This is a genomic window from Bradyrhizobium sp. SZCCHNRI1029 (genome assembly GCF_032487555.1).
Lineage (GTDB): Bacteria > Pseudomonadota > Alphaproteobacteria > Rhizobiales > Xanthobacteraceae > Bradyrhizobium.
The window spans coordinates 502,901-525,016 of sequence record NZ_JAUEUK010000003.1 but is presented as its reverse complement, the minus strand read 5'-3'; the positions used below and the strand labels follow the sequence as shown (position 1 = coordinate 525,016).

Sequence of the window (22,116 nt, the reverse complement as noted above, 5' to 3'; positions counted from 1 at the left end):
TGGAGACGACCATGCCATTGAACGACTATTCGCTTCTCAAGGGTCGGCCCATCAACAATCGTCTGGCGACGGGAAGCAGTCCGCACTATCAGGTGCAGGTCTCCGCCGACGGTGAGCTCTATCGCATCGCCATCAATGTCCGCTCCCAGGATGGCAGCGAGGTCGAATTCCTGGTCCGCTCGCGCTTCGAACATCCAATCGTCGACGACCTGAAGGCGTTTTCGGAAGGGCTGCATCCGTTGGAGAGCAAGCCCGGCGGCGTGGCGCTCGATTTCATCCGGGGCAATCTGATGCAGCCATGGGAGCTGAAGCCGCTGCCGCTGTCGGCCGCGGGCCCCGACAACGATCTCAACGAGAAGATCGACGCCTACGTTCAGCGCGCCATGTCCGACGAGACGGCTCTCATCTATGCCTTCGGCGTCGCATGGGGACCGGAGGAGAAGGCGGACCGCTATTTCGGCTTCAAGCCCGGCCGCGGTATCCACGACATCCATTTCAACCAGGGCAATCCGCCCGGCCAATATGCCAAGGACAACGGTCCCTGGCAGGATGGCGGACTGCTCTTCGAGTTTCCCGGCCAGCAGCAATGGGTCGCCATCTTCCTGAAATTCCAGACCCAGGCCTGGCATTCGGACGATGCCAGCGGAGGGGTCATCCTTCCGCCCGATCCCGATTACCCGAACGCGCCGCATACGCCTCCCGACCGCGACCACATTCCGCCGCTCGACGTGCCCGACGGGCTGGTGCGGATCATCGCGGCCTATGTCAACGACGTGCGCACGCCGGAGCACGAGACGGTCACGCTGCTGAACACCGCCGATGTCGACGTCGATCTCACCGGCTGGCAGATCAAGGACAAGCAGAAGAACGCCATGCAACTGAGCGGCATGATCGGGCGCGGCGCCACCCTGGTGGTGCCCATCGTCGCGCCGGTCGCGCTGTCGAACCGGGGCGGCATCATCACGCTGTTGAATGCCGCGGGCGTGAAGGTGCACGGCGTCTCCTATACGCGGGAACAGGCGGCGCAGCCGGGGCGCACCATCCCGTTCCAGTCGTGACCGCGTGTTCGGCGGAGCCGTCTTCTCGGAGCGTGCTCTCTGCTGGCGCAGCGGCGGGGTGACGTGTACTCCTGTCACGTAAGGGCCCAGGCGAAGGGGCTGCAGGTTGCAGTCCTGCGCACAGGCCACGGTGTGAGAGGAGAGCGTCATGGGAGTCCTGGTCGACGGCCAATGGCACGACGTCTGGTACGACACGGCGGCGTCCGGCGGCCGTTTCATCCGCAAGGATTCGGCGTTCCGCAGCTTCGTCACGGCTGACGGCCGTCCGGGCCCATCCGGCACCGGCGGCTTCGCGGCCGAAGCGGGCCGCTATCATCTCTATGTCAGCCTGGCCTGCCCGTGGGCTCACCGCACCCTGATCATGCGCGCGCTGAAGGGGCTCGATGACATGATTTCGGTATCGGTCGTGCACTGGCTGATGCGCGAGCAGGGCTGGACGTTTGCCGAGGGGCCGGGCGTCGTGGCCGACAGCGTCAATCACGCCGGCCTTCTGCATCAGGTCTACACCGCCGCGGAGCCGCATTATTCCGGCCGCGTCACCGTGCCCGTGCTCTGGGACAAGCAAAACCGCACCATCGTCAACAACGAGTCGTCAGAGATCATCCGCATGCTGAACTCGGCGTTCGACGGCGTCGGCGCCAGGCAAGGCGACTATTATCCGCAAGCCCAGCGCGAGGAGATCGACGCCATCAATGCGCGCGTCTACGACACGCTGAACAACGGCGTCTACAAGTGCGGCTTCGCGACCACGCAATCCGCCTATGAGGAGGCGATCGGCCCGCTGTTCGCCACGCTCGACTGGCTGGAGGAGCGGCTGTCGGCGCGCCGCTTCCTGCTCGGCGACACCATGACCGAGGCCGACATCCGGCTGTTCACGACGCTGATCCGCTTCGATGCCGTCTATGTCGGCCACTTCAAGTGCAACATCCGCCGCATCGCCGACTATCGGCATCTTTCAGCCTACACGCGCGATCTCTACCAATGGCCGGGGATTGCCGCGACGGTGAATTTTGAGCACATCAAGCGGCACTACTACGAGAGCCATCGCACCATCAATCCGACCGGCATCGTCCCGGTCGGGCCGCGGCAGGATTTCACCTCGCCGCATGGGCGCGAGCGCCTGGCGGCGAACTGACGGGGATCCATGGCGGGCGAACGCAACCTCGATACGCTGCTGCGCACGATGGCTCCCGAGCTGCAGGATGGCGTCTTCGTGTTCTGCACGCTCAGCGCCGGCGATGCGATTGCCGCGATGCTGTCGCCGCTGATGCTGTTCCGGGAGCGCGAGGGTGACACTCTCATCGTCCGGCGCGAGGACGCCGAACGGGCAGGGCTGGCGTATCGCTTCACCTCGCGCCTGATCACGCTGTCGGTGCTATCAGCGCTCGACGCGGTGGGCTTCCTCGCCAGGGTGACAGCGGCGCTGGCTGCTGCTGGCATCGGTGTCAACGCGGTCTCGGCCTTTCATCATGATCACCTGTTCGTACCCGAAGCGCAGGCAGAGCAGGCAATGCGGGTTCTGGAGGAGATGTCGCGCCGCGCGGCCGTCGGATGATGGCGCAGGGCCACGCCCCGGTCAGGCTTTGCTCCTGGTATGACTTCGCGACCGGTTGCGCCGGGGTGCACCCGGCTTCTTGCGTGATCTCGGCCGAGATCGATGCGCGTTGCGTGCGGCGCGCGGAGCCGGCGGCCGGCGCGGTCCGGTCAGCATTTGCGCGGCTTGCGCGCGCACCATGTCCATCAGCATCATCGCCGCCGGCGACAGGGTGCGGCCCTTCAGGCGCAGGATGCCGAACTGCGCCAGCAGCAGGTCGGATGCGCGTGGCTCTTTCAGCTCGGCCACATTGAGCCGGACCAGCTGACCGGAGGCCAGCTCGTGGGTGACGACCGCATCCCCCGCGACGAGCACGACGTCCGAGCGGACCGCCATTTGCACCAGCAGGCCGGCGTTCTCGGATTCGAGGGCGACATTGAAACCGCGTCCCCGTGGCGCGGCGATCAGGTCGTCCAGCCGCCGGCTGAAGTCCGGCGGCAGCGCGACGGAGGCGAAGTGCTGGCCGGCCAGATCGCGCGCCGACAGCTCCCGTCGCCCCGCCAACGGATGGGTCGGCCGGCAGTAGAAGTAGCCGGGAAGGCTTCCGAGCGGCTCGAGGTCCAGGCTGTCGTCGGTCCTGATGTCGGTGATGTGCGCCAGGAAGAAATCGAGCTTGCCTTGTTGCAGCACGTCCATCAGGGCGCGCCAATTGTCCTGCACCAGCTTGATGCGCACGGATGGATGCTCGGCATACAGCTGCGCCATCGCATCCGGCAGCAGCACTAGGCCCGTGAACGCGCCGACGCCCACCGTCACCTGGCCGGCATCGCCCGAGCGCAACAGCCGCATCTCGCGGCCGAGATCGTCGGCGCCCGACAACAGCGAGCGCGCCCGCGCCACCAGCCGTTCGCCGACCGCCGTGATCTCCACCGAGCGCGAGCTGCGGTCGAACAGCCGCATCCCCGCTTCGTCCTCCAGGGTCTGCAGGCTGCGGCTCAGCGCCGACTGGGTGACATGGGCGCGCTTGGCGGCCCGGGCGAAATGCCGCTCTTCCGCGAGGTAGACCAGCTGCTGCAACTGACGCAACGTTGGTGTGTGCATCGATGACCCCAGCTCATTGATCAAAGCATAACAATTCATTGGATTTCTGAGACCGTCAATTCCAAAATGGCACAAATACAAACAGGGGAAATGCCATGGCGGGGCCGGCCAAGTCGCCCCGAGCTGCGGCAGTTTCCCCGCAACAGGCTTTTCTCATGCCCAACGGCGCACAAGCTCTGATACGGACCCTGGTCAATTCCGGCATTCGGGTCTGCTTCACCAATCCCGGCACCTCCGAGATGCATTTCGTCGCGGCGCTGGACTCCGCGCCGGAGATGCGCGCCGTGCTGTGCCTGTTCGAAGGGGTGGCGACCGGTGCGGCGGACGGCTACGCCCGGATGACCGGCACGCCCGCGGCAACGCTGCTGCATCTCGGTTGCGGCCTCGGCAACGGCCTCGCCAATCTGCACAATGCGCGCAAGGGCAAGGTGCCCGTCGTCAACATCGTCGGCGACCACGCCACCTATCATGTCCCGTATGACGCGCAGCTCCAGTCCGATATCGAGACCGTCGCGCGCAACGTCTCGCCGGAATTCGTCTGGACCTCGCAGGTGACGTCGGAGCTGTGCCGCGACGCGGTGGCGGCCGTGAAGGCGGCGTGCTCCTGGCCCGGACAGGTCGCGACGCTGATCCTGCCGGCCGACGTGTCCTGGGGTGAGGGCGGCGTCGCCGAGCCGGCGCCGGTGATCGAGCCGCCGGCGCCTGCGGACGATGCGACCGTGCAGGCCGTCGCCGAGGCGATCAGGGCGGGCGGCCGCAGCGCTTTTCTACTCGGAGGCACGGCGCTGCACGAGGAGTCGCTGCTGGCGGCCGCGCGCATCGCCGCGACCTGCGGTGTGAAAGTCTATGCCGAAACGTTTCCGACACGCATGCAGCGTGGAGCGGGCCTGCCGGCCGTCGAGCGGATCGCCTATCTCGCCGAGATGGCGCAGATCCAGCTCAAGGAGATCGACACCCTGATCCTGGTCGACGCCAAGGCGCCGGTGTCGTTCTTCGCCTATCCCGGCAAGAAGAGCTATCTGCCGCATGACGGCTGCAAGGTGCTGACCTTGTCGACGCCGGCGCAGCACGCCGCGTGCAGCCTGACCAGGCTTGCCGCCGCCCTGGAGGCCGGGCGCGCCACGCCGGCATTGTCGCCGGCCTCGCGGCCCGGGCGTCCGCGCGGCAAGAAGCTGACCGCGGAAAAGGTCTGCAAGGCCGTTGGTCACCTCCTGCCCGAGAACGCCATCATCATCGACGAGGCGATCAGCTCCGGCCTGATGCTGTCGAAATTCACCGCGGGCGCGCCGCGCCACGATCTGATCACTTTGACCGGCGGCGCCATCGGGCAGGGGCTGCCGAATGCGATCGGGGCGGCGATCGCCTGTCCCGACCGGCCGGTGATCGCGCTGATCGGCGACGGCAGCTCGATGTACACGATCCAGTCGCTGTGGACGATCGCGCGCGAGCGGCTCAACGTCACCGCCATCATCTTCAACAACGCCTCCTACTCGGTGCTCAACGTCGAGCTGGAACGGGTCGGCGCCGAGGAGATCGGACCGAAGGCGCGGGCGCAGCTCGACCTGCACGGGCCGGTCCTCAAGCTCGCGCAGATCGCCGACGGCATGGGCGTGCGATCGACCCGCGTCACCACGCCGGACGAACTCACCAGCGCCTTGCAGGGGGCGCTGGCGCGGCCGGGGCCCCATCTGATCGAGGCGATGGTGCCGCCGGCGCTGACCGGCCTCAAGCTGAAGCTCCTGCCGCACCTCCTGGGATCGCTCGACCGCGTTCCGCTGCCGGTGGCGCGGATGCTCAAGCGCAAGATCGCGCCGTGACATGAGCGCGACGCTGCAATCCGATGTTGTCATCGCCGGCGGCGGTCTTGCCGGCATCGTCACCGCGCTGGAGGCACTGCGCGCCGGCAAGTCGGTGACGATCGTGGACCGGGACACGCCCGAGCGGCTCGGCGGGCTGGCGCTGTGGGCATTCGGCGGCATGGCGCTGATCGGCACGCCGCTGCAGGCGCGCATGAAGATCCCGGATACGCCGGAGATCGCGTTGCGCGACTGGATCAGGTTCGGCGAGCTCGATGCCGCCGAGCACTGGCCGCTGCAATGGGCGCGCTACTACGTCGCGCATTCCCGCAGCGAGGTCTACGACTGGCTGCTGGCGCACGGCGTGACGTTCATGCCGGCAGTGAACTGGGTCGAGCGCGGCCGGTACGGCGACGGTAATGCGCTGCCGCGCTATCACATCGTCTGGGGCACCTCGCAGCGGCTCACGCGCGTAATGATCGAAGCGATGCGCGGGGCCGACGGTGGCGGCAGGCTGACGGTGCTGCACCGTCACCGCGTCGTCAGCCTCGATCGTGCTGCCGGCGCCGTGGCGGGCGTTGTTGCCGTCAACGAGGAGACGGGCGCCGAAATCCGCATCGCCGCGCCGCTGACGGTGCTGGCGATGGGCGGCCTCAATGGCAGCCATGCGGAGGCCCGCGCCAACTGGATCAAGGGCCGGCCGCTGCCGGCGGCGATGCTGAATGGCGCGCATCCGTTCTCCGACGGCAAGTTGCATCACCACGCGGCCGAGGCGTTCGGCGCCGAGATCACGCATGCCGGCGAGATGTGGAACTACGCCGCCGGCATCCCGCATCCGTTTCCGCATTTCGAGGGCCATGGCCTGTCGCTGGTGCCGTGCAAATCGGCGCTGTGGCTCAATCACAGGGGCGAGCGCATCGGGCCCGAGCCGCTGGTGACCGGCTTCGACACCCATGATCTGTGCCAGCGCGTCGCGGCGCAGGAGAAGCCATATACGTGGCATCTGTTGAACTGGCGCATCGCCGCCAAGGAGTTCGCCATCTCCGGCGCCGAGCACAATCCGCGCATCCGCGACCAGCAGATGCCGATGTTCCTCAAGGAGACCCTGCTCGGCAATCGTCGCCTGGTCAGGCAGATGCAGCGCGAGAGCCGGCATTTCCTGGTCGACGAGACGCTGACCGGTCTCGCCGCCAAGATGAATGCGCTGACCGGCACCGGCGACGTGAAGCCGGAGGTGCTGCAGGCCACCGCCGACGCCTTCGACGCGAACTTTGGGAATGGCGACAAGCTTCACAATGACGACCAGCTGCGCCGCATCCTGCACGCGCGGCAATGGGGCCCCGACAAGCTCCGCACCTGCAAGCCGGCGCCGCTGCAGGCCCCGGGCGCCGGGCCTTACATCGCCATTCATATGCAACTGATCACCCGCAAGAGCCTCGGCGGCCTCAAGACCGATCTGCAGAGCCGGGTGCTCGACACCACGGGTGCGCCGATCGGCGGGCTCTATGCGGTCGGCGAAGCCGCCGGCTTCGGCGGCGGCGGCGCGTCGGGCAAGCGTTCGCTGGAGGGCACGTTCCTGCCGGGTTGCATTCTCACCGCACGGGCGGCGGTGCGCGCGATGTGACGGCTACGGGAACCGTAGGAGTCGGCGGAACCGCCGCTGAATTTTTGCTCTGTCACTGTCGATCCGGTGCTGCGACGTTCGTCTTCAAGGCACAGGAGATGGAGACCCGTCATGAAGATCTACTGGATCAAGGCCCAGGCGCCGCGCCGCGTGCTCGCGCTGGTGAAGCATCTCGGCGTCCCCGCCGAGTTCATCGACATCAGCCGCGGCCTGAAGACGCCGGAGTTCGCCGCGCTCAACCCGAATATGAAGGCGCCGGTGCTGGTCGACGGCGACACCGTGCTGTGGGAGTCGACCGCCATCATGGCGCACCTCTGCATCCGCGAGAGCTGCGACATGTGGCCGGCGCGCAATCCGCGGGAGCAGATCGAGGTGCTGCGCTGGCTGGCCTGGAACGACTGCCACTGGGCGCCGGCGGTCGGACCGTTCTATTTCGAACACATCGTCCGCAAGACGTTCGGCCTCGGTGCGCCCGACCGTGCCGCGCTGGCCGGCAAGGTCGCCAACCTGAAGACCTTCGCCGCCGTGCTCGATGCGCACCTGCGGGCGCGCAGCCACATCGCCTGCGACCAGCTCACCATCGCCGATTTCGCGGCCGCCTCGATGGCGACCGACTGGCGCGAGGCCGAGATGCCGATGGAGTCGTTTCCGAACATCGTGCGCTGGCTCGATGGCCTGATGCGGCTGCCGGCGTGGGCCGAGCCGTGGCCGGAGAAACGCTCGGTCGCGGCCTGAGCGTCACGGCTGCGCGATGCCGTGGCCGAGCTGCTTGGAGATCTCGGCCGCACACGCGCGCAGCCGCGTCGCCAGCGGTGACTGCCAACCGGCGTCGAAGGTGCCGGCCGGGCCCATCGCCGTGATCACCAGCGCGACGTGGCCGGCGTGATCGAACACCGGTGCGGCGAAGGCATTGACGCCGGGCAGCGGATCGCCGATGGCGCGCGCCAGGCCCTGTGCGCGCACCTCAGCCAGCATCTCCGCCACTTTCGGGCTCTTCGGCGCGCGCTTCGGATTGTAGCCGACACCGAGATGATCGAGGCCGGTGTCGAGCGCGGCCTTCACGGTCTTCGGCGGCAGGAACGCCGCGAACGCGCGGCCGGTCGCGGTCTCCAAGAGCGCCATGATCGAGCCGACGCGCATCACGATGTGCACCGGATGGCTCGGCTCCTCAAGCCGCACCACGGTTGGGCCATTGGTGCCCCACACCGCGAGCGACACCGCGTGATCGATCGCGCCGGCGAGCGCTGCGATCTTCGGCGTCGCGATCCGGACCGCCGACAGCCGCCGCAGGCTGATCAGGCCGAGCTCGAGCGCCAGCGGGCCGATCTCGTAGCGTCCGGTGGTTTCGTCCTGTTCGATCAGGCCGATGCGCGAGAAGCTGACGAGGTAGGGATGGGCCTTGGCCGGCGGCAGCCCGGCCTCGCGCGCGAGGTCGCGCAGCATCATCGGCTCGCCGCTGCGGGCCAGTGCCTGCAGCAAGGTGCCGCCGACCTCGATCGACTGGATGCCGCGGCTCTCTCGTCCCATGTCTCGTTGTGCCCCCTGGTCCGGCGCCGTGCCTACACCGCCAGGAAGCCGCCGTCGACCGGCAAGGTCACGCCGTTGACGTAGGACGCCATGTCCGAGACCAGGAACGCCACGGGGCCAGCGAGCTCCTCGGGCTGGCCGACGCGGCCGAGCGGCGTGCGGCTCATGAAGCCGGCGAGCCGCTCGGGATCGTTGCGGGTCGACTCCGTCATCGCGGTGGCGATCACGCCTGGCGCGATCGCGTTGACGCGGATGCCGTCGGCGGCGAGCTCGCGCGCCAGCGCCTGGGTCAGCGACTTCACGCCGCCCTTGGACGGCGAATAGCCGAGCGTGTTGCTGATGCCGATGAAGGAGGCGACGGATGCGATGTTGACGATCGTGCCGCGCGTCGCGCGCAAGGCAGCAAGGAAGGCGTAGGTGACGTTGAACACGCCGTTGAGATTGACGTCGAGCACGCGCTGCCAGTTCGCGGCCGCGCGCGGGGAATCGATGTTCTCGCGGATGATGATGCCGGCATTGTTGACGAGGATCGAGATGGCGCCGACCTCGGCCCGCAATTGCGCCGCCAATGCGGTGCAGCCGGCGGCGTCGGTGACATCCAGCCGATGCGCCCACGCCTTGCGGCCGTGCTCGCGGATCTCGGCGGCGCAACGCTCGGCACCATCAGTGTCGATGTCGGTGATGACGACGTCGGCGCCGCGGCCCGCGAGACCGAGCGCGATCGCGCGGCCATTGCCATGCGCCGCCCCCGTGACCAGTGCGAGCTTGCCGGCCAACATCTGACTGTCGCTCATGAGGCGCTCCTTTGGCCAGCGCGTTCGGCGAGATGCCGGCCGGCAATGTAGCCGAAGGTCAACGCCGGTCCCAGCGTGATGCCGGCGCCAGGATAGTTGCCGCCCATGATGCTCGCCATGTCGTTGCCGGCGGCATAGAGCCCCTCGATCGGTTGGCCCTGGGCGTCGAGCGCGCGGGCGTGCGCATCGGTGCGGATGCCGGCATAGGTGCCGAGATCGCCGATCACCATCTTGATGGCGTAGAACGGCCCGTCCTTGATCGGCGCGACACACGGGTTCGGCCCGTGCAGCGCATCGCCCTGATAGCGATTGTAGGCGCGCGAGCCCTTGCCGAATGTGGGATCCTGGCCCAGCGCGGCATCGGCGTTGAACGCGGCGACGGTTGCTTCGAGCCCCCGCGGATCGATGCCCGTCGTGCTCGCGAGCTCGGCGAGCGTCGTGCCGCGCTTGAGATAGCCGGTGCTGAGATGGTGCCCGAGCGGCATCGGGAACGGCGGCACGCAGCCGAGGCCGTAGCGGCGCAACGAGCGGTGATCGGTGATCAGCCAGGCCGCGATCTCGCGGCCGGGCTTGGCCGCCTTGACCATCGCCTGCACGAAGTCGTGGTAGGAATTGCCTTCATTGGCGAAGCGCACGCCGTCCGCGGTGACCGCGATCACGCCGGGCTTGGCGCGGTCGATGAAGTGCGGCATCACGCCCTTGCTGCCGTCCTTGCGCGTGGTGACGGAGACCGGCACCCAGGCCGCCGCGTGCGGCAGGCCGTCTTCGACCCGGCCGCCGACGGCTTCGGCCAGCCGCAGGCCGTCGCCGGTGTTGCCGACCGGTCCGGGCGACACATGCTCCTGTCCGGTCGGCGCATGCGGAAACATTGCCTTGCGCCTGTCGACATCATGCGGGAAGCCGCCGCAGGCCAGCACCACGCCGAGCCGCGCATTGACCCTGATGCGCTTGCCCTGCCGCGTCACCACGGCGCCGCGCACGGCATCGCCGTCGCGGATCAGCTCGGCCACCGGCGACGACAGCCACAGGGGAATGCCGAGATCGAACGCCGATTTCGCCAGCCGCCCCGCCAGCGCATTGCCGTTGGTCAGCGTCATGCCGCGGCCATGGCGCAGCACGTCCAGCGCATGCTTCGACAGCCGCTTCGCGACATAGAACGCCGACGTCAGCGACTTGGTCGCGCGCATGAAGTGGATGATCTCCTTGCCGGAGCCGAGCATCATGCCGAACACGGTGAGCTCGGGCAGGGGCTGGCCGAGATCCTCGATGTGACGCCCAAGCTCGCGGCCGTCGAATGGCCGGGTCACCATCGAGCGGCCGCCTTGGGTGCCGCCCGGCGCCTCCGCGTGGTAGTCCGGAAAGGTCAGCGGCATGTCGAACTTCAGCGCCGTCTTGCTGGTGAAGAAGTCGACGGCCTCCGGGCCCTTGGTCAGGAACGCGTCGACGCGCGCCGCATCGAAACTGTTGCCGGCCTCATGGCGCAGATAGGTGCGTGCCAGCTCCGGCGGCTCATCGATGCCCCAGGCCTTGGCGAGCGATGTGCCGGGAATCCACAGCCAGCCGCCCGAGCGCGCCGTGGTGCCGCCGAAGCGCGGCTCCTTCTCGGTCACGATGACTTTCAGCCCGGCATGGGCGGCGGTGACCGCCGCCGACAGCCCGGCGCAGCCGGAGCCGACCACCAGCACGTCGCAATCATGGGTGTCGCCGGCCGGGTGATCTGCTCCGCTCATGCGCGCGCTCCTACTTCTTCAGCAGCGGGCACTTGGATTCGGAGACCGGCCGGAACGCATCCTCGCCCTTCACGGTCTTCACGATCTCCAGATAGTCCCACGGCTCCTTCGATTCCGACGGCTTCTTGACGCGGGCCAGATACATGTCGCGGATGACGCGGCCGTCCTCGCGCAGCTTGCCGCCGTGAACAAACGTATCCTCGATCGGCAGCTCGCGCATCTTCGCCATCACCGCCTTCGGATCGTCGGTACCGGCCGCCTTGATGGCCTTGAGATAGTGCAGCACGGAGCCATAGACGCCGGTCTGGATCATCGTCGGCATCACCTTGGCGCGGGCGAAGAACTTCTTCGACCAGGCGCGGGTGTTGTCGTCCATGTTCCAGTACGACGCCGTGGTCATGTAGGTGCCTTGCGCGGCCTCGAGCCCGATCGCATGCACGTCGGTATCGAACATCAACAGGCCGACCAGCTTCTGGCCGCCCTTGACCAGGCCGAACTCGCCGGACTGCTTGATGGCGTTGTCGGTGTCCTGCCCGGCATTGGCGAAGGCGACGACGTCGGCCTTCGAGCTCTGCGCCTGCAAGGCGAAGGAGGAGAAGTCGGCGGTGTTGGTCGGATGCTTGACGCCGCCGAGGATGGTGCCGCCGAGCTCCTTGATGAAGCGCGTGGCGTCCTTCTCCAATTGCTGGCCGAAGGCATAGTCCGCGGTGATGAAGTACCAGGATTTGCCGCCCTGGCTGATCACGGCCGAGGTCGTCACTTTGGACAGCGCATAGGTGTCGTAGGTGAAGTGCACGGTGTTCGGGCTGCACAGCTCGTCGGTCAGCGAACTCGCGCCGGGCCCTGACAGCAGCGCGATCTTGTTGCGCTCGCGCACCATGTTGTGCACGGCGATCGCGATACCGGAGTTGGGGATGTCGACGACCGCGTCGACCCTGCCGTTGTCGAACCAGTCGCGCACGACCGTCGTTCCGACGTCGGTCTTCATCTGGTGATCGGCGCTGATGATCTCGATCGGCTTGCCGAGCACGGTGGGGCCGAACTCTTCGACCGCCATTTTCGCCGCCTCGACCGAGCCCGGGCCGCTGTTGTCGCGGCCCCAGCTCGAGAGATCGGTGAGCACGCCGATCCGCACGACGTCGTCAGAAACCTGGGCTGAAGCGCCTGTCGCGATGAATGATGTCGTTGCCAGGAACGCGCAGGCGAGCAGCTGCCGTCGCATGAAGATCCTCCCCGTTTTGCTCCGCTCTGTCGGCGGCGATGGGAGTTAGACATTGACGAATAGATTTGTCAATTGCGAACGGGTGGGACGTGGCGCAGGGGCCGGGGGATGGACGCGGAAGGCCGGCGGCGCGTCAGGCGCGACCCCACATCCTCATGGTGAGGAGCACCGCATGCGGCGCATCTCGAGCCAGGAGGTCCGGAAGTGAGCGCGTTGGGAATGCTCTACGACTGTAGGAAAGCCTGTGATCCGCTCTACATGCGCGGCATGATCTGCAGTTCGAGCAGCGCGAGCCGCTGCATCGCGGTGACGTCGCGCTCGCCGGCCTTGGCGGCGCGCAGCACGGCTTCCGCAAGCAGGTTCACGTTCGTCGAACTCACCGGCTCAGGCAGGGCGGCGACCGACGCGTTGAGGGCTTCGGTCATCAGCGCGATGACTTCAGGCGAAAAGGATGCATCGGAAAAATTCTTCATGCAAAGATGCCCGCCAGCAGGTCGTGCTTCGGTGGATATCGCGTACGCATTACGTTGATGGTGAGAGAACGCGCCTCGGGCGCCATCGGTTCCCGCGGTCGCGCCGAGCCTCAGCCGGGCCGGTTTCTGATATGCAGAATGGCGCGATCTCCCATGCGCCAATTGCCCGTCGAGCCAATCTGCCGCAGGGGGCTCGCCTTGTGTCGTCGGGCAAATCAGGACGATGTTTCCCGGCATCCCGCCTCCACAGGAGGGGCGCATCGCGATCGTCACGAGACGTAGGAAGCGGGGAGCGGTGGCCTGTCGGATCGCAGCGCGCATGTGCGCGCGGACGAACGAGTCCAGCAGGACGACGAAATCGCAGCGTCCCGGCGCCCCGATGCTGGCGCCAAGTCCGTGGGTGATGATCCCAGGGGCGACGGTGGCTCACAAGCCGGACACCGGGGAGACTGCGTATAACTCGTAAGCCCATCGCACAGGGAGGGCCGGGTCGTCCGGCTGAACCTGTGGTACCTGCCGCCTGCATTTTTTGAGCAGGCGGGCCACGGGCCTCAGTCGAGGTCCGGCCTTCCCTGTGCCCTCTGTCCGAAGAGGGTAATCGATCTTGATAGCTCGGGCGCGGAGCGCGTCGCGAGAAGGCAGGACGACGTCTCCGACGCGGAAATTGAGATAGTGGATCAATGGTAGCCCCGAACTCGTCGTGCCCGGGCTTGTCCCGGGCATCCACGTCGTTCGGCGTGTGCGGTGCGGCGTGGATGGCCGGGACAAGCCCGGCCATGACGAGCAGGATTTGAGATCTATCGCTTCATCGGCATCGGAATGCTCATTCGGCGAATTGCAACGATCGAGCTACCCCTTGATGAAGGCCAGCAGGTCGGCATTGATCACGTCGGCATGTGTGGTCGCCATGCCGTGCGGAAAGCCCGGATAGGTCTTCAAGGTCCCATGCTTCAACAGCTTGATGCCGATGCGCGCGGAATCGTCGATCGGAACGATCTGGTCGTCCTCGCCATGCATCAGCAGCACCGGCACGTCGATCGCCTTGAGGTCCTCGGTGAAGTCGGTTTCGGAGAACGCCTTGATGCAATCGTAATGCGCCTTGGCGCCGCCCATCATGCCCTGGCGCCACCAGTTGCGGATCACGCCTTCGGAAACCTTGGCGCCATTGCGATTGAAGCCGTAGAACGGGCCGGTCGGAATATCGAGGAAGAATTGCGCGCGGTTGGCGGCGAGCGCCGCGCGGAAGCCGTCAAACACCTCGATCGGCAGCCCGCCGGGATTGCTCTCCGTCTTCAGCATGATCGGCGGCACCGCGCCGAGCAGGGCAGCCTTGGCGACGCGGCCCTTGCCGTGCTTCGCCACGTAGCGCGCGACCTCGCCGCCACCGGTCGAGTGGCCCACATGGACCGCGTCTCGCAGGTCGAGCTTGGCGGCGAGCGCGGCGACATCGGCCGCATAGGTGTCCATCTCATTGCCGGTCTCCGTCTGGCTGGAGCGACCGTGACCGCGCCGGTCATGCGCGATGACGCGAAAGCCCTTGTCGAGGAAGAACAGCATCTGCGCGTCCCAGTCGTCGGACGACAGCGGCCAGCCGTGGTGGAAGACGATCGGCTGGCCCGAGCCCCAATCCTTGTAGAAGATCTGCGTGCCGTCCGATGTCGTCACGAATCCTGAGCTCATGGAGTGTCTGCCTTTCTCACTGGATGGAATCTGCCGCGTTCAAGGCGCGGCGTGATGGCGCGCCTCGTCGCGTCGGTACGCAACGAAGGATGCCCGCTGCCACCTTAGCGACGGAGCGTGACGATCTCAGCAACACAGACTCGTGTGCGACAGCGTTGCACCTCAACGGGACCCGCGTTGGCTGCTCAATCCGTGAGCGGAGCCACATGCATCTGCGGCGCGTGATCTGCATGATTTGCGGGCTCCTTTGCGGTTCCGCGGCCGGACACCCGGCTTTTTCCTTCTGGAACCGGGCAGGGCCGTCATTGCGCCCCGGCGCGTCATCGCATAAAGCCTGTTCCCAAATCGTTCACGCCAGCTCAAGCTCCTGGGCTAACCCACTGAAAGCTAAACGCTAATGGGAAAATCACTGATTCCGCCGGAGCCGGCGGAGATTCACGAGGTCGCGCTGCGCGAGGCGCTGGAGGAGCGCTATCTCGCCTACGCGCTCTCGACCATCATGCACCGCGCGCTGCCCGACGCGCGCGATGGCCTCAAGCCGGTGCATCGGCGCATCCTCTACGGCATGCGGCTGCTGCGGCTCGATCCCGGCACCGCCTTCAAGAAATCCGCCAAGATCGTCGGCGATGTGATGGGCTCGTTCCATCCGCATGGCGACCAGGCGATCTACGACGCGATGGTCCGCCTCGCGCAGGACTTTTCCTCGCGCTATCCGCTGGTCGACGGCCAGGGCAATTTCGGCAACATCGACGGCGATAACCCGGCCGCCTACCGCTACACCGAAGCGCGCATGACCGACGTCGCGCGGCTGCTGCTGGACGGCATCGACGAGGACGGCGTCGAGTTCCGGCCGAACTATGACGGCCAGTCGAAGGAGCCGGTGGTGCTGCCCGGCGGCTTCCCGAACCTGCTCGCCAACGGCGCCCAGGGCATCGCCGTGGGCATGGCGACCTCGATCCCGCCGCACAATGCCGCCGAACTGTGCGACGCCGCGCTGCATCTGATCGAGAAGCCCGACGCCAAGTCGCGCGCGCTGTTGCGCTGGGTGAAGGGCCCGGACTTCCCGACCGGTGGCACCGTGATCGACTCCAAGGAATCGATCATCGAGGCCTACACCACCGGCCGCGGCTCGTTCCGTGTCCGCGCCAAGTGGAAGCAGGAGGAGGGCAACCGCGGCACCTGGATCGTCGTCATCACCGAGATTCCCTATCTCGTGCAGAAGTCGCGCCTGGTCGAGAAGATCGCAGAGCTGCTCAACGAGAAGAAGCTGCCGCTGGTCGGCGACGTCCGCGACGAATCCGCCGAGGACGTGCGGCTCGTGATCGAGCCGAAGTCGAAGAACGTCGATCCGGCGCTGATGATGGAATCGCTGTTCCGGCTCACCGATCTCGAGAGCAAGATTCCGCTGAACCTCAACGTGCTGATCAAGGGCAAGATCCCGAAGGTGGTGGGTCTCGCCGAGTGCCTGCGCGAATGGCTCGACCATCTGCGCGACGTGCTGCTGCGACGCTCGAACTACCGCAAGAAGCAGATCGAGAACCGGCTGGAGATTCTCGGCGGCTACCTGATCGCCTACCTCAACATCGACGAGGTGATCCGGATCATCCGCACCGAGGACGAGCCCAAGCCGGTCCTGATGAAGACGTTCAAGCTCACCGAGGTCCAGGCCGAGGCCATCCTCAACATGCGCCTGCGCTCTCTGCGCAAGCTCGAGGAAATGGAGATCCGCACCGAGGACAAGAACCTGCGCGGCGAGCTGAAGGGCATCAATGCGCTGCTCGGATCCGAGCAGCTGCAATGGGCCAAGGTCGGCGAGCAGGTCAAGACGGTGCGCGACATGTTCGGGCCGAAGACGCCGCTCGGCAAGCGCCGCACCAATTTCGCCGACGCGCCCGAGCACGATCTCGCCGCCATCGAGGAGGCCTTCATCGAGCGCGAGCCGGTTACGGTCGTCGTCTCCGACAAGGGCTGGGTGCGCACCTTGAAGGGCCACGTCGCCGACCTGTCGAACCTGCAGTTCAAGACCGACGATCAGCTCGGCCAGGCGTTCTTCGCCGAGAACACCTCGAAGGTGCTGTTGTTCGCCAGCAATGGCAAGTTCTACTCGCTCGACGTCGGCAAGCTGCCCGGTGGCCGCGGCCATGGCGAGCCGATCCGCATGTTCATCGACCTCGACCAGGACGCCTCGATCGTGTCGATGTTCGTCGCCAAGGGCGAGCGCAAGTTCCTCGTGGCGGCCTCCGACGGCCAGGGCTTTGTGGTCAAGGAAGAGGATTGCGTCAGCAACACCCGCAAGGGCAAGCAGGTGCTCAACGTGACCGCGCCAGCGGAAGCGCGCGCGATCACCACCGTCACGGGCGATCAGGTCGCGGTCATCGGCACCAACCACAAGATGGTGGTGTTCGGGCTCGACCAGGTGCCGGAGATGGCGCGTGGCCGCGGCGTCCGGCTGCAGAAATACACCAGCGCGCAGCTGTCCGACGTCACCACCTTCGAGCAGAAGCAGGGGCTGGCCTGGAAGGATTCCGCCGGCCGCGATCAGGGTCTGAGCTGGAAGGAATTGGCCGATTACCGGGGCAACCGCGCCGACGCCGGCCGCATCGCGCAGGGCCTGCCGAAGTCGAACAAGTTCAACCGGCCGATCGAGTGAGGCGCGGGAGAGTGAAGATCGAGCGCCCCTTCGGTCTGCCACTCATCGGGACGACACCAAGACTGTCGTCCCGGGCAAGCCATCGGCAACGCGTAGCGTTGTCCGATGGCGCCGACCCGGGACCCATAACCACAGGACGTGGGAATGGGCAGGCTGGAACGACGCGCGTGCCAACCGATTGCCGCCGGTGGCTATGGGGTCCCGGCTTTCGCCGGGACGACATCGAGAGCGCTCATCAGCAGCGAGTAGTAGGTCAGATCGCATGGCGCACTCACACCAGCATCACGACGACCACCGCGACCATGATCATTCGCACGGCCACTCACATTCCCACGCCCACGGCCACGCCGGCCACAGCCATGCGCCGGCGAGCTTCGGCGCGGCCTTCGCGATCGGTGTGTCGCTCAACACCGGCTTCGTCATCGCCGAGCTCGTTTTCGGCTACGCCGCGCATTCGCTGGCCCTGATCTCGGACGCGGTCCACAATCTGTCCGACGTGATGTCGCTGCTCCTGGCCTGGGGCGCCCTGTGGCTGGCGGGCCGGCGGCCGACCGACCGCCATACCTACGGCTATCGCCGCGCCTCGATCCTGGCGGCGCTGATCAATGCGGGGGTGCTGCTGGTGGTGGTCGGCGGCATCGCCGTCGAGGCGTTCGATCGCCTGCGCAATCCGGGCGAGGTGGCCGGCATCACCGTGCTGTGGGTCGCCGCGCTCGGCATCGCCATCAACGGCGCCACCGCGCTGCTGTTCATGCGCGGCCGCGACACCGACCTCAACATCCGCGGCGCCTACCTGCACATGGCCGCCGATGCCGCCGTGTCGTTCGGCGTCGTCGTCGCGGCGCTGGTCACGATCTGGACCGGGTGGCTGTGGGTCGATCCGGTGGTCAGCCTTGTCATCGCGCTCGTCGTGCTCCTGAGTGGCTGGGAGCTCGCCCGCGACAGCGTCAATCTGGCGCTCGACGCCGTGCCGCGCGACATCGCGCTTCCCGAGGTGCGCGATTATCTCGCCTCCCTCGACGGCGTCAGCGAGGTGCACGACCTCCATGTCTGGGCGATGAGCACCAACGAGACCGCGCTGACGGCGCATCTGGTCCGGGCAGGCGGAACGGATGATGCGTTCCTGCATCGCGTCTGCGCCGAGCTGTCACATCGCTTCAACATCCAGCATCCGACCCTGCAGATCGAGGCCGATGGCTGCGCCTGCAAGCTCGCTCCTGCCGACGTGGTGTAAGCCGCGATGGGTCAGCTCCTTCCTGCCAGTCTGCACATCGCGCCGGCGATTTCCCTCGACCGGCGGAGTTCCCATTCCGGCCGGCGGCGGCGCCGTGATAACAGTGACCATCTCCCGCATCGCGGCCGCACCATCAGGGACACGATGTCTGGGGTGAGACGCACGGCACGGGAATGTGCCTTCGGAACGCAACGACTGGACAGCCCATGCCCGTGACGATCTTTCACAATCCGGCCTGCGGCACGTCGCGCAACACGCTCGCGATGATCCGCGCCTCGGGCGAGGAGCCTGAGGTGATCGAATATCTGAAGACGCCGCCGAGCCGCGAACAGCTGATTGCGCTGATCAACGCGATGGGCGTCAGGGTGCGCGACGTGCTGCGTGAGAAGGGCACGCCCTATGCCGAGCTTGGGCTGGGCGATCCCAAATGGACCGACGACCAGCTGATCGAGGCGATGCTCGCGCATCCCATCCTGATCAACCGGCCGATCGTGGTGACCAGCAGGGGTGCGCGGCTCTGCCGCCCGTCCGAACTCGTGCTCGACCTGCTCGATCATCCCGTCTCCTCCTTCACCAAGGAGGACGGCGAGGTGGTGAGCCGGCCTGCCTGAAGCCTTCCGGATCGTGACGCGTTGGTGAGTTGAAACCATGGATACGGCGACCCGTCTCGAAGTGGCGAACTGGCTCGTAGGTCAGAGCCTGACCGGCGCGCCGGAAAACGAGATCCTGCGCGGTTTCTGCGAGCGCTGTCGCGCGGCCGGGCTTGAACTGTCGCGCAGCCTTGCGATCATCGATACGCTGCATCCGATTTTCGAGGGGCGTGGCTTCCGCTGGAACGATTTCGACACGAACGAAGCCGACAGCTTTGAATATGGCTCCAGCAATGAGGGAGAGGCGGCCCAGAATTGGCGGCGCTCGGTCTTCCACCACATGCTGGAGAACGGCCATGACGAGTTCAGCATTGACTTCATGAATTGTGCGCATCTCGATTTTCCGATCATCGAGGAGCTTTCCGCACAGGGACATCGGCACTATCTCGCCTTCGTGCACCGGTTCGGGGAAGCCGGCACGCTCGGCCAGATGGACTGCTTCTATTCGAACTGGCTGACGCGGCGTGACGGCGGCTTCACCGACACGCAGGTCGGCGCATTGCGCGACCTGGTCCCGCTGCTCGCGCTGACGATCAAATCCGCGCAGCAGGTCGACATCGTGCGAACCCTTGGCCGCGTCTATCTCGGCCGCGATGCGTCGGAGCAGGTGCTGCGCGGCCGGATTTCCCGCGGTGTCACCGAGCGCATCAATGCGGTGCTGTGGTTCTCCGACCTGCGCAGTTCGACCGCAATCAGTGAGAGCATATCGCCGGACGAGATCATCCCGCTGCTCAACGACTATGCGGAAGCCTCGATCGACGCGATCTACGAGTCCGGCGGCGACGTGCTGAAGCTGATCGGCGACGGCGTGCTGGCGATCTTCACCGGAGGCGACATGGCCTCGGCTCGCCGGGCTGCGCTGCGTGCCGAGCATCGCTTTCGGCTGAACATCCTGAAGCTGAACGCACGGCGCGCCGGCGAGGGACGGCCCGTCACCTCGGCCTATGTCGGCCTGCATGTCGGCGAGGTGTTCTACGGCAATATCGGCAGCGAGGACCGGCTCGACTTCACCGTCGTGGGACCGGCCGTCAACGAGGTCAGCCGCATCGCCTCGATGTGCCGCTCGGTCGATCGCGAACTGTTGGCGTCCGCCGAATTCTGCGAGGGGCTCGACGACGAAGGTCGCCGCTACCTGGTGTCGACCGGCCGCTACGCGCTGCGCGGCATCGGCCGCGCGCAGGATCTCTTCACGCTCGATCCGGAAATTGCCGGCAGCGCCTTGGCCACGCGGGCCTACGAGAACTACCTGGCGGACGAGATGTCGCACCCTTGACCCACGTCAATGCCCAGCCGAAGCGAGTCTGCCCAGCATCCCTCTGCCGGGAGATGAAAGCTCATGTACAAACATATTCTGCTGCCGACCGATGGCTCCGATCTGTCCAAGGCCGCGATCAAGCACGGCATTGCGCTCGCCAAGGCGACCGGCGCAAAGGTCACGGCGCTGGTGGTGTCGACGCCGCTGCATTCGCTGGTCGTCGATCCTCACGCTGCGACCAAGGCGCTCGCGCAATACAAGTCGCTGGTGGCCGATCAGACCGCGAAATATCTCGATCATGTGAAGGACGATGCCGAGCAGGCCGGCGTCGCCTGCGCCACGCTCTGCGTCGAGCACGACAAGCCCTATGAGGCGATCGTCGAGACCGCCCGCAAGCAGCATTGCGATCTGGTGCTGATGGCCTCGCATGGGCTGCGCGGCGTCTCGGCGATCCTGGGCAGCGAGACCTTGAAGGTGCTGACGCATTCGACCGTGCCGATCCTGGTCTATCGCTAGGCGGGCTGCGGCTCCGGTTGCCGCGCGATCGCCACGACCGGCGAGGCGAGGATGACGAGCGCCTGCAGGCCGAAGATGGCGGCGACGAGGTAGAGACACGTGTCGGCGCCGTAGCGGCCGCCGACGACCGCGCCGAGCAGCGAGCCCAGCGGACGGGCGCCGTAGCTCAGGATGTTGATGGCCGACACCCGCCCGAGTAGGCCGGCCGGGGTCACCGACTGCCGCAGCGTCGTGGTCGAGATCACCCAGAGGATCGGCCCGGCGCCGAGCAGGAAGAAGCTGAGCCCGGCAAGGACAGGCGAGGGAACGAACGTGGTCAGTGCCATCACGAGCGCCGCGGCGAAGCCGGTGACGGGGCCGAGCCCGATGACGGTGCCGAACGGCAGAAGCCGCATGATGCGCGTCGCCAGCAGCGCGCCGCACACCATGCCGACGCCGAACATCGACAGCACCGAGCCGACGCCTCCTGCCGACAGGCCGAGCCGGTGGACTGCATAGGGCACGAACACCGCGAGCAGCAGGAAATGGGCCGTGTTGAAGATGAACTGGGTGGCGAACACCGGCCGCAGCAGCGGATGATGCAGCACGAAGGCGGCGCCTTCCCTGATGTCGGCCAGCGGATGGCGGCGCGGCACGGGCGCGCGGGCGGGCTCGGCGATGCCGGCCAGGCAGACGGCTGCGACCAGCGAGAGCGCAGCGGCGCAGCCGAAGGCGGGCGCGCCGCCGATCCAGCCGACCAGCACGCCGCCGAGCGCGGGCCCCGCGGCGAAGGCGACGGTACGGGCAAGCTCGATGCGCGCATTCGCAGGCGCCAACTGGGCGGGGGCGACCAGGCTCGGCACCAGGGCCGGCGCGGCGACGCTGAACACCACCGTGCCGCACACCGCTGCGAATCCAAGCGCCGCCAGCAACGGCAGCGTGAGCGCGCCGGCCGCGAAGGCGATGAGGATCGCGAGCAGCGCCAGCGCGCGAAGCATCTCTGCCAGCGCCATCAGCAGCCGTCGCGACATCCGGTCGGCGAGCAGCCCCGCAGGGATCGCGAACAGCACGAAGGGCGCGGTCAGCGCCGTCTGCAAGAGTCCAGTCTCGCCCTCGCCGACACCGAGCGCGAGCACCGCGACGATCGGCGCTGCGGCGAGCGCGATCTGCTCGGCCGATTGCGCGGTGAGGTTCGACCAGGCGAGGCGGTGGAAGGCGGCGGGCAGGGCGGGCGAGGGAGTCATGAAGAGGAACCTGATGTGATGATGTGGCCATCATCGCCGCTCAGCCTCC

General features: G+C 66.9%; 19 protein-coding genes. 11 read left to right on the top strand and 8 right to left on the bottom strand.

The genetic code is table 11. The features are described 5' to 3' along the window. Nucleotides 1-11: 11 nt before the first annotated feature. The 3 genes from QW861_RS11590 (at nucleotide 12) to QW861_RS11580 (ending at nucleotide 2,613) form a co-directional block, all read left to right on the top strand. On the top strand, nucleotides 12-1,058 hold the full coding sequence (locus tag QW861_RS11590; RefSeq protein ID WP_315752939.1) for a DUF2278 family protein: 1,047 nt from the start codon (nucleotides 12-14) through the stop codon (nucleotides 1,056-1,058). A 148-nt stretch (nucleotides 1,059-1,206) separates the two neighbouring features. After that, nucleotides 1,207-2,193, top strand: a complete 987-nt coding sequence (locus QW861_RS11585; protein WP_315752938.1) for a glutathione S-transferase family protein — start codon at nucleotides 1,207-1,209, stop codon at nucleotides 2,191-2,193. Nucleotides 2,194-2,202: 9 nt separating this feature from the next. Next, a complete protein-coding gene (locus tag QW861_RS11580; protein ID WP_315752937.1) occupies nucleotides 2,203-2,613 on the top strand; it encodes an ACT domain-containing protein in 411 nt (136 codons plus the stop codon). Nucleotides 2,614-2,634: 21 nt separating this feature from the next. Here the strand turns inward: QW861_RS11580 and QW861_RS11575 are convergent, their stop codons facing one another. Beyond that, nucleotides 2,635-3,693 carry a LysR family transcriptional regulator gene (locus tag QW861_RS11575; RefSeq protein WP_315711411.1) on the bottom strand — a complete coding sequence of 353 codons (1,059 nt, stop codon included), beginning with the start codon at nucleotides 3,691-3,693 and terminating at the stop codon, nucleotides 2,635-2,637. A 155-nt stretch (nucleotides 3,694-3,848) separates the two neighbouring features. Between QW861_RS11575 and QW861_RS11570 the strand changes: the two genes are divergently transcribed. From QW861_RS11570 to QW861_RS11560, 3 genes are all read left to right on the top strand, one after another. Next, complete coding sequence (locus tag QW861_RS11570; protein WP_315711412.1) at nucleotides 3,849-5,510, top strand: acetolactate synthase large subunit; 1,662 nt, start codon at nucleotides 3,849-3,851, stop codon at nucleotides 5,508-5,510. Between the two features lies 1 nt (nucleotide 5,511). Further along, nucleotides 5,512-7,113 carry an FAD-binding protein gene (locus QW861_RS11565; protein WP_315752936.1) on the top strand — a complete coding sequence of 534 codons (1,602 nt, stop codon included), beginning with the start codon at nucleotides 5,512-5,514 and terminating at the stop codon, nucleotides 7,111-7,113. 111 nt (nucleotides 7,114-7,224) lie between these two features. After that, nucleotides 7,225-7,848, top strand: coding sequence for a glutathione S-transferase family protein (locus QW861_RS11560; RefSeq protein WP_315752935.1), 624 nt, complete (start codon nucleotides 7,225-7,227; stop codon nucleotides 7,846-7,848). A gap of 3 nt (nucleotides 7,849-7,851) precedes the next feature. On the opposite strand, the gene QW861_RS11555 is transcribed toward QW861_RS11560, so the two are convergent. The 6 genes from QW861_RS11555 to QW861_RS11530 form a co-directional block, all read right to left on the bottom strand. Beyond that, entirely contained in the window at nucleotides 7,852-8,640 is a 789-nt protein-coding gene (locus QW861_RS11555; protein ID WP_315752934.1) for an IclR family transcriptional regulator, read from the bottom strand. Between the two features lie 32 nt (nucleotides 8,641-8,672). Further along, complete coding sequence (locus QW861_RS11550) at nucleotides 8,673-9,434, bottom strand: glucose 1-dehydrogenase (protein WP_315752933.1); 762 nt, start codon at nucleotides 9,432-9,434, stop codon at nucleotides 8,673-8,675. Next, complete coding sequence (locus tag QW861_RS11545; protein WP_315752932.1) at nucleotides 9,431-11,164, bottom strand: FAD-dependent oxidoreductase; 1,734 nt, start codon at nucleotides 11,162-11,164, stop codon at nucleotides 9,431-9,433. The genes QW861_RS11550 and QW861_RS11545 overlap by 4 nt, the downstream gene beginning before the upstream one ends. 10 nt (nucleotides 11,165-11,174) lie before the next feature. Further along, nucleotides 11,175-12,386, bottom strand: coding sequence for an ABC transporter substrate-binding protein (locus tag QW861_RS11540; RefSeq protein WP_315752931.1), 1,212 nt, complete (start codon nucleotides 12,384-12,386; stop codon nucleotides 11,175-11,177). Between the two features lie 254 nt (nucleotides 12,387-12,640). After that, nucleotides 12,641-12,859, bottom strand: a complete 219-nt coding sequence (locus tag QW861_RS11535) for a hypothetical protein (RefSeq protein WP_315753019.1) — start codon at nucleotides 12,857-12,859, stop codon at nucleotides 12,641-12,643. Between the two features lie 849 nt (nucleotides 12,860-13,708). Then, nucleotides 13,709-14,539 carry an alpha/beta hydrolase gene (locus QW861_RS11530; protein ID WP_315752930.1) on the bottom strand — a complete coding sequence of 277 codons (831 nt, stop codon included), beginning with the start codon at nucleotides 14,537-14,539 and terminating at the stop codon, nucleotides 13,709-13,711. Between the two features lie 397 nt (nucleotides 14,540-14,936). On the opposite strand from QW861_RS11530, the gene parC reads away from it, so the two are divergent. The 5 genes from parC (at nucleotide 14,937) to QW861_RS11505 (ending at nucleotide 20,844) form a co-directional block, all read left to right on the top strand. Further along, a complete protein-coding gene (parC, locus tag QW861_RS11525) occupies nucleotides 14,937-17,189 on the top strand; it encodes a DNA topoisomerase IV subunit A (RefSeq protein WP_316185752.1) in 2,253 nt (750 codons plus the stop codon). 262 nt (nucleotides 17,190-17,451) lie between these two features. Beyond that, nucleotides 17,452-18,423, top strand: coding sequence for a cation diffusion facilitator family transporter (locus tag QW861_RS11520; RefSeq protein ID WP_316191346.1), 972 nt, complete (start codon nucleotides 17,452-17,454; stop codon nucleotides 18,421-18,423). Between the two features lie 206 nt (nucleotides 18,424-18,629). Beyond that, nucleotides 18,630-19,034 (top strand): arsenate reductase (glutaredoxin), encoded by a 405-nt coding sequence (gene arsC, locus QW861_RS11515; protein WP_315711425.1) that lies wholly within the window; start codon nucleotides 18,630-18,632, stop codon nucleotides 19,032-19,034. A gap of 37 nt (nucleotides 19,035-19,071) precedes the next feature. Continuing rightward, nucleotides 19,072-20,346, top strand: a complete 1,275-nt coding sequence (locus QW861_RS11510; RefSeq protein ID WP_316191345.1) for an adenylate/guanylate cyclase domain-containing protein — start codon at nucleotides 19,072-19,074, stop codon at nucleotides 20,344-20,346. Between the two features lie 63 nt (nucleotides 20,347-20,409). Then, complete coding sequence (locus QW861_RS11505; RefSeq protein ID WP_315805837.1) at nucleotides 20,410-20,844, top strand: universal stress protein; 435 nt, start codon at nucleotides 20,410-20,412, stop codon at nucleotides 20,842-20,844. On the opposite strand, the gene QW861_RS11500 is transcribed toward QW861_RS11505, so the two are convergent. Then, nucleotides 20,841-22,067, bottom strand: a complete 1,227-nt coding sequence (locus QW861_RS11500; protein WP_315711428.1) for an MFS transporter — start codon at nucleotides 22,065-22,067, stop codon at nucleotides 20,841-20,843. The genes QW861_RS11505 and QW861_RS11500 overlap by 4 nt on opposite strands. Between the last annotated feature and the right edge of the window lie 49 nt (nucleotides 22,068-22,116).

Coding starts and splice junctions, on each gene's coding strand:
- QW861_RS11530 (WP_315752930.1), bottom strand. CDS start 14,539: ATGAGCTCAGGATTCGTGACGACATCGGACGGCACGCAGATCTTCTAC.
- QW861_RS11520 (WP_316191346.1), top strand. CDS start 17,452: ATGGCGCACTCACACCAGCATCACGACGACCACCGCGACCATGATCAT.
- QW861_RS11540 (WP_315752931.1), bottom strand. CDS start 12,386: ATGCGACGGCAGCTGCTCGCCTGCGCGTTCCTGGCAACGACATCATTC.
- parC (WP_316185752.1), top strand. CDS start 14,937: ATGGGAAAATCACTGATTCCGCCGGAGCCGGCGGAGATTCACGAGGTC.
- QW861_RS11575 (WP_315711411.1), bottom strand. CDS start 3,693: ATGCACACACCAACGTTGCGTCAGTTGCAGCAGCTGGTCTACCTCGCG.
- QW861_RS11550 (WP_315752933.1), bottom strand. CDS start 9,434: ATGAGCGACAGTCAGATGTTGGCCGGCAAGCTCGCACTGGTCACGGGG.
- QW861_RS11590 (WP_315752939.1), top strand. CDS start 12: ATGCCATTGAACGACTATTCGCTTCTCAAGGGTCGGCCCATCAACAAT.
- QW861_RS11510 (WP_316191345.1), top strand. CDS start 19,072: ATGGATACGGCGACCCGTCTCGAAGTGGCGAACTGGCTCGTAGGTCAG.
- QW861_RS11545 (WP_315752932.1), bottom strand. CDS start 11,164: ATGAGCGGAGCAGATCACCCGGCCGGCGACACCCATGATTGCGACGTG.
- QW861_RS11585 (WP_315752938.1), top strand. CDS start 1,207: ATGGGAGTCCTGGTCGACGGCCAATGGCACGACGTCTGGTACGACACG.
- QW861_RS11565 (WP_315752936.1), top strand. CDS start 5,512: ATGAGCGCGACGCTGCAATCCGATGTTGTCATCGCCGGCGGCGGTCTT.
- QW861_RS11555 (WP_315752934.1), bottom strand. CDS start 8,640: ATGGGACGAGAGAGCCGCGGCATCCAGTCGATCGAGGTCGGCGGCACC.
- QW861_RS11560 (WP_315752935.1), top strand. CDS start 7,225: ATGAAGATCTACTGGATCAAGGCCCAGGCGCCGCGCCGCGTGCTCGCG.
- QW861_RS11505 (WP_315805837.1), top strand. CDS start 20,410: ATGTACAAACATATTCTGCTGCCGACCGATGGCTCCGATCTGTCCAAG.
- QW861_RS11500 (WP_315711428.1), bottom strand. CDS start 22,067: ATGACTCCCTCGCCCGCCCTGCCCGCCGCCTTCCACCGCCTCGCCTGG.
- arsC (WP_315711425.1), top strand. CDS start 18,630: ATGCCCGTGACGATCTTTCACAATCCGGCCTGCGGCACGTCGCGCAAC.
- QW861_RS11570 (WP_315711412.1), top strand. CDS start 3,849: ATGCCCAACGGCGCACAAGCTCTGATACGGACCCTGGTCAATTCCGGC.
- QW861_RS11580 (WP_315752937.1), top strand. CDS start 2,203: ATGGCGGGCGAACGCAACCTCGATACGCTGCTGCGCACGATGGCTCCC.
- QW861_RS11535 (WP_315753019.1), bottom strand. CDS start 12,859: ATGAAGAATTTTTCCGATGCATCCTTTTCGCCTGAAGTCATCGCGCTG.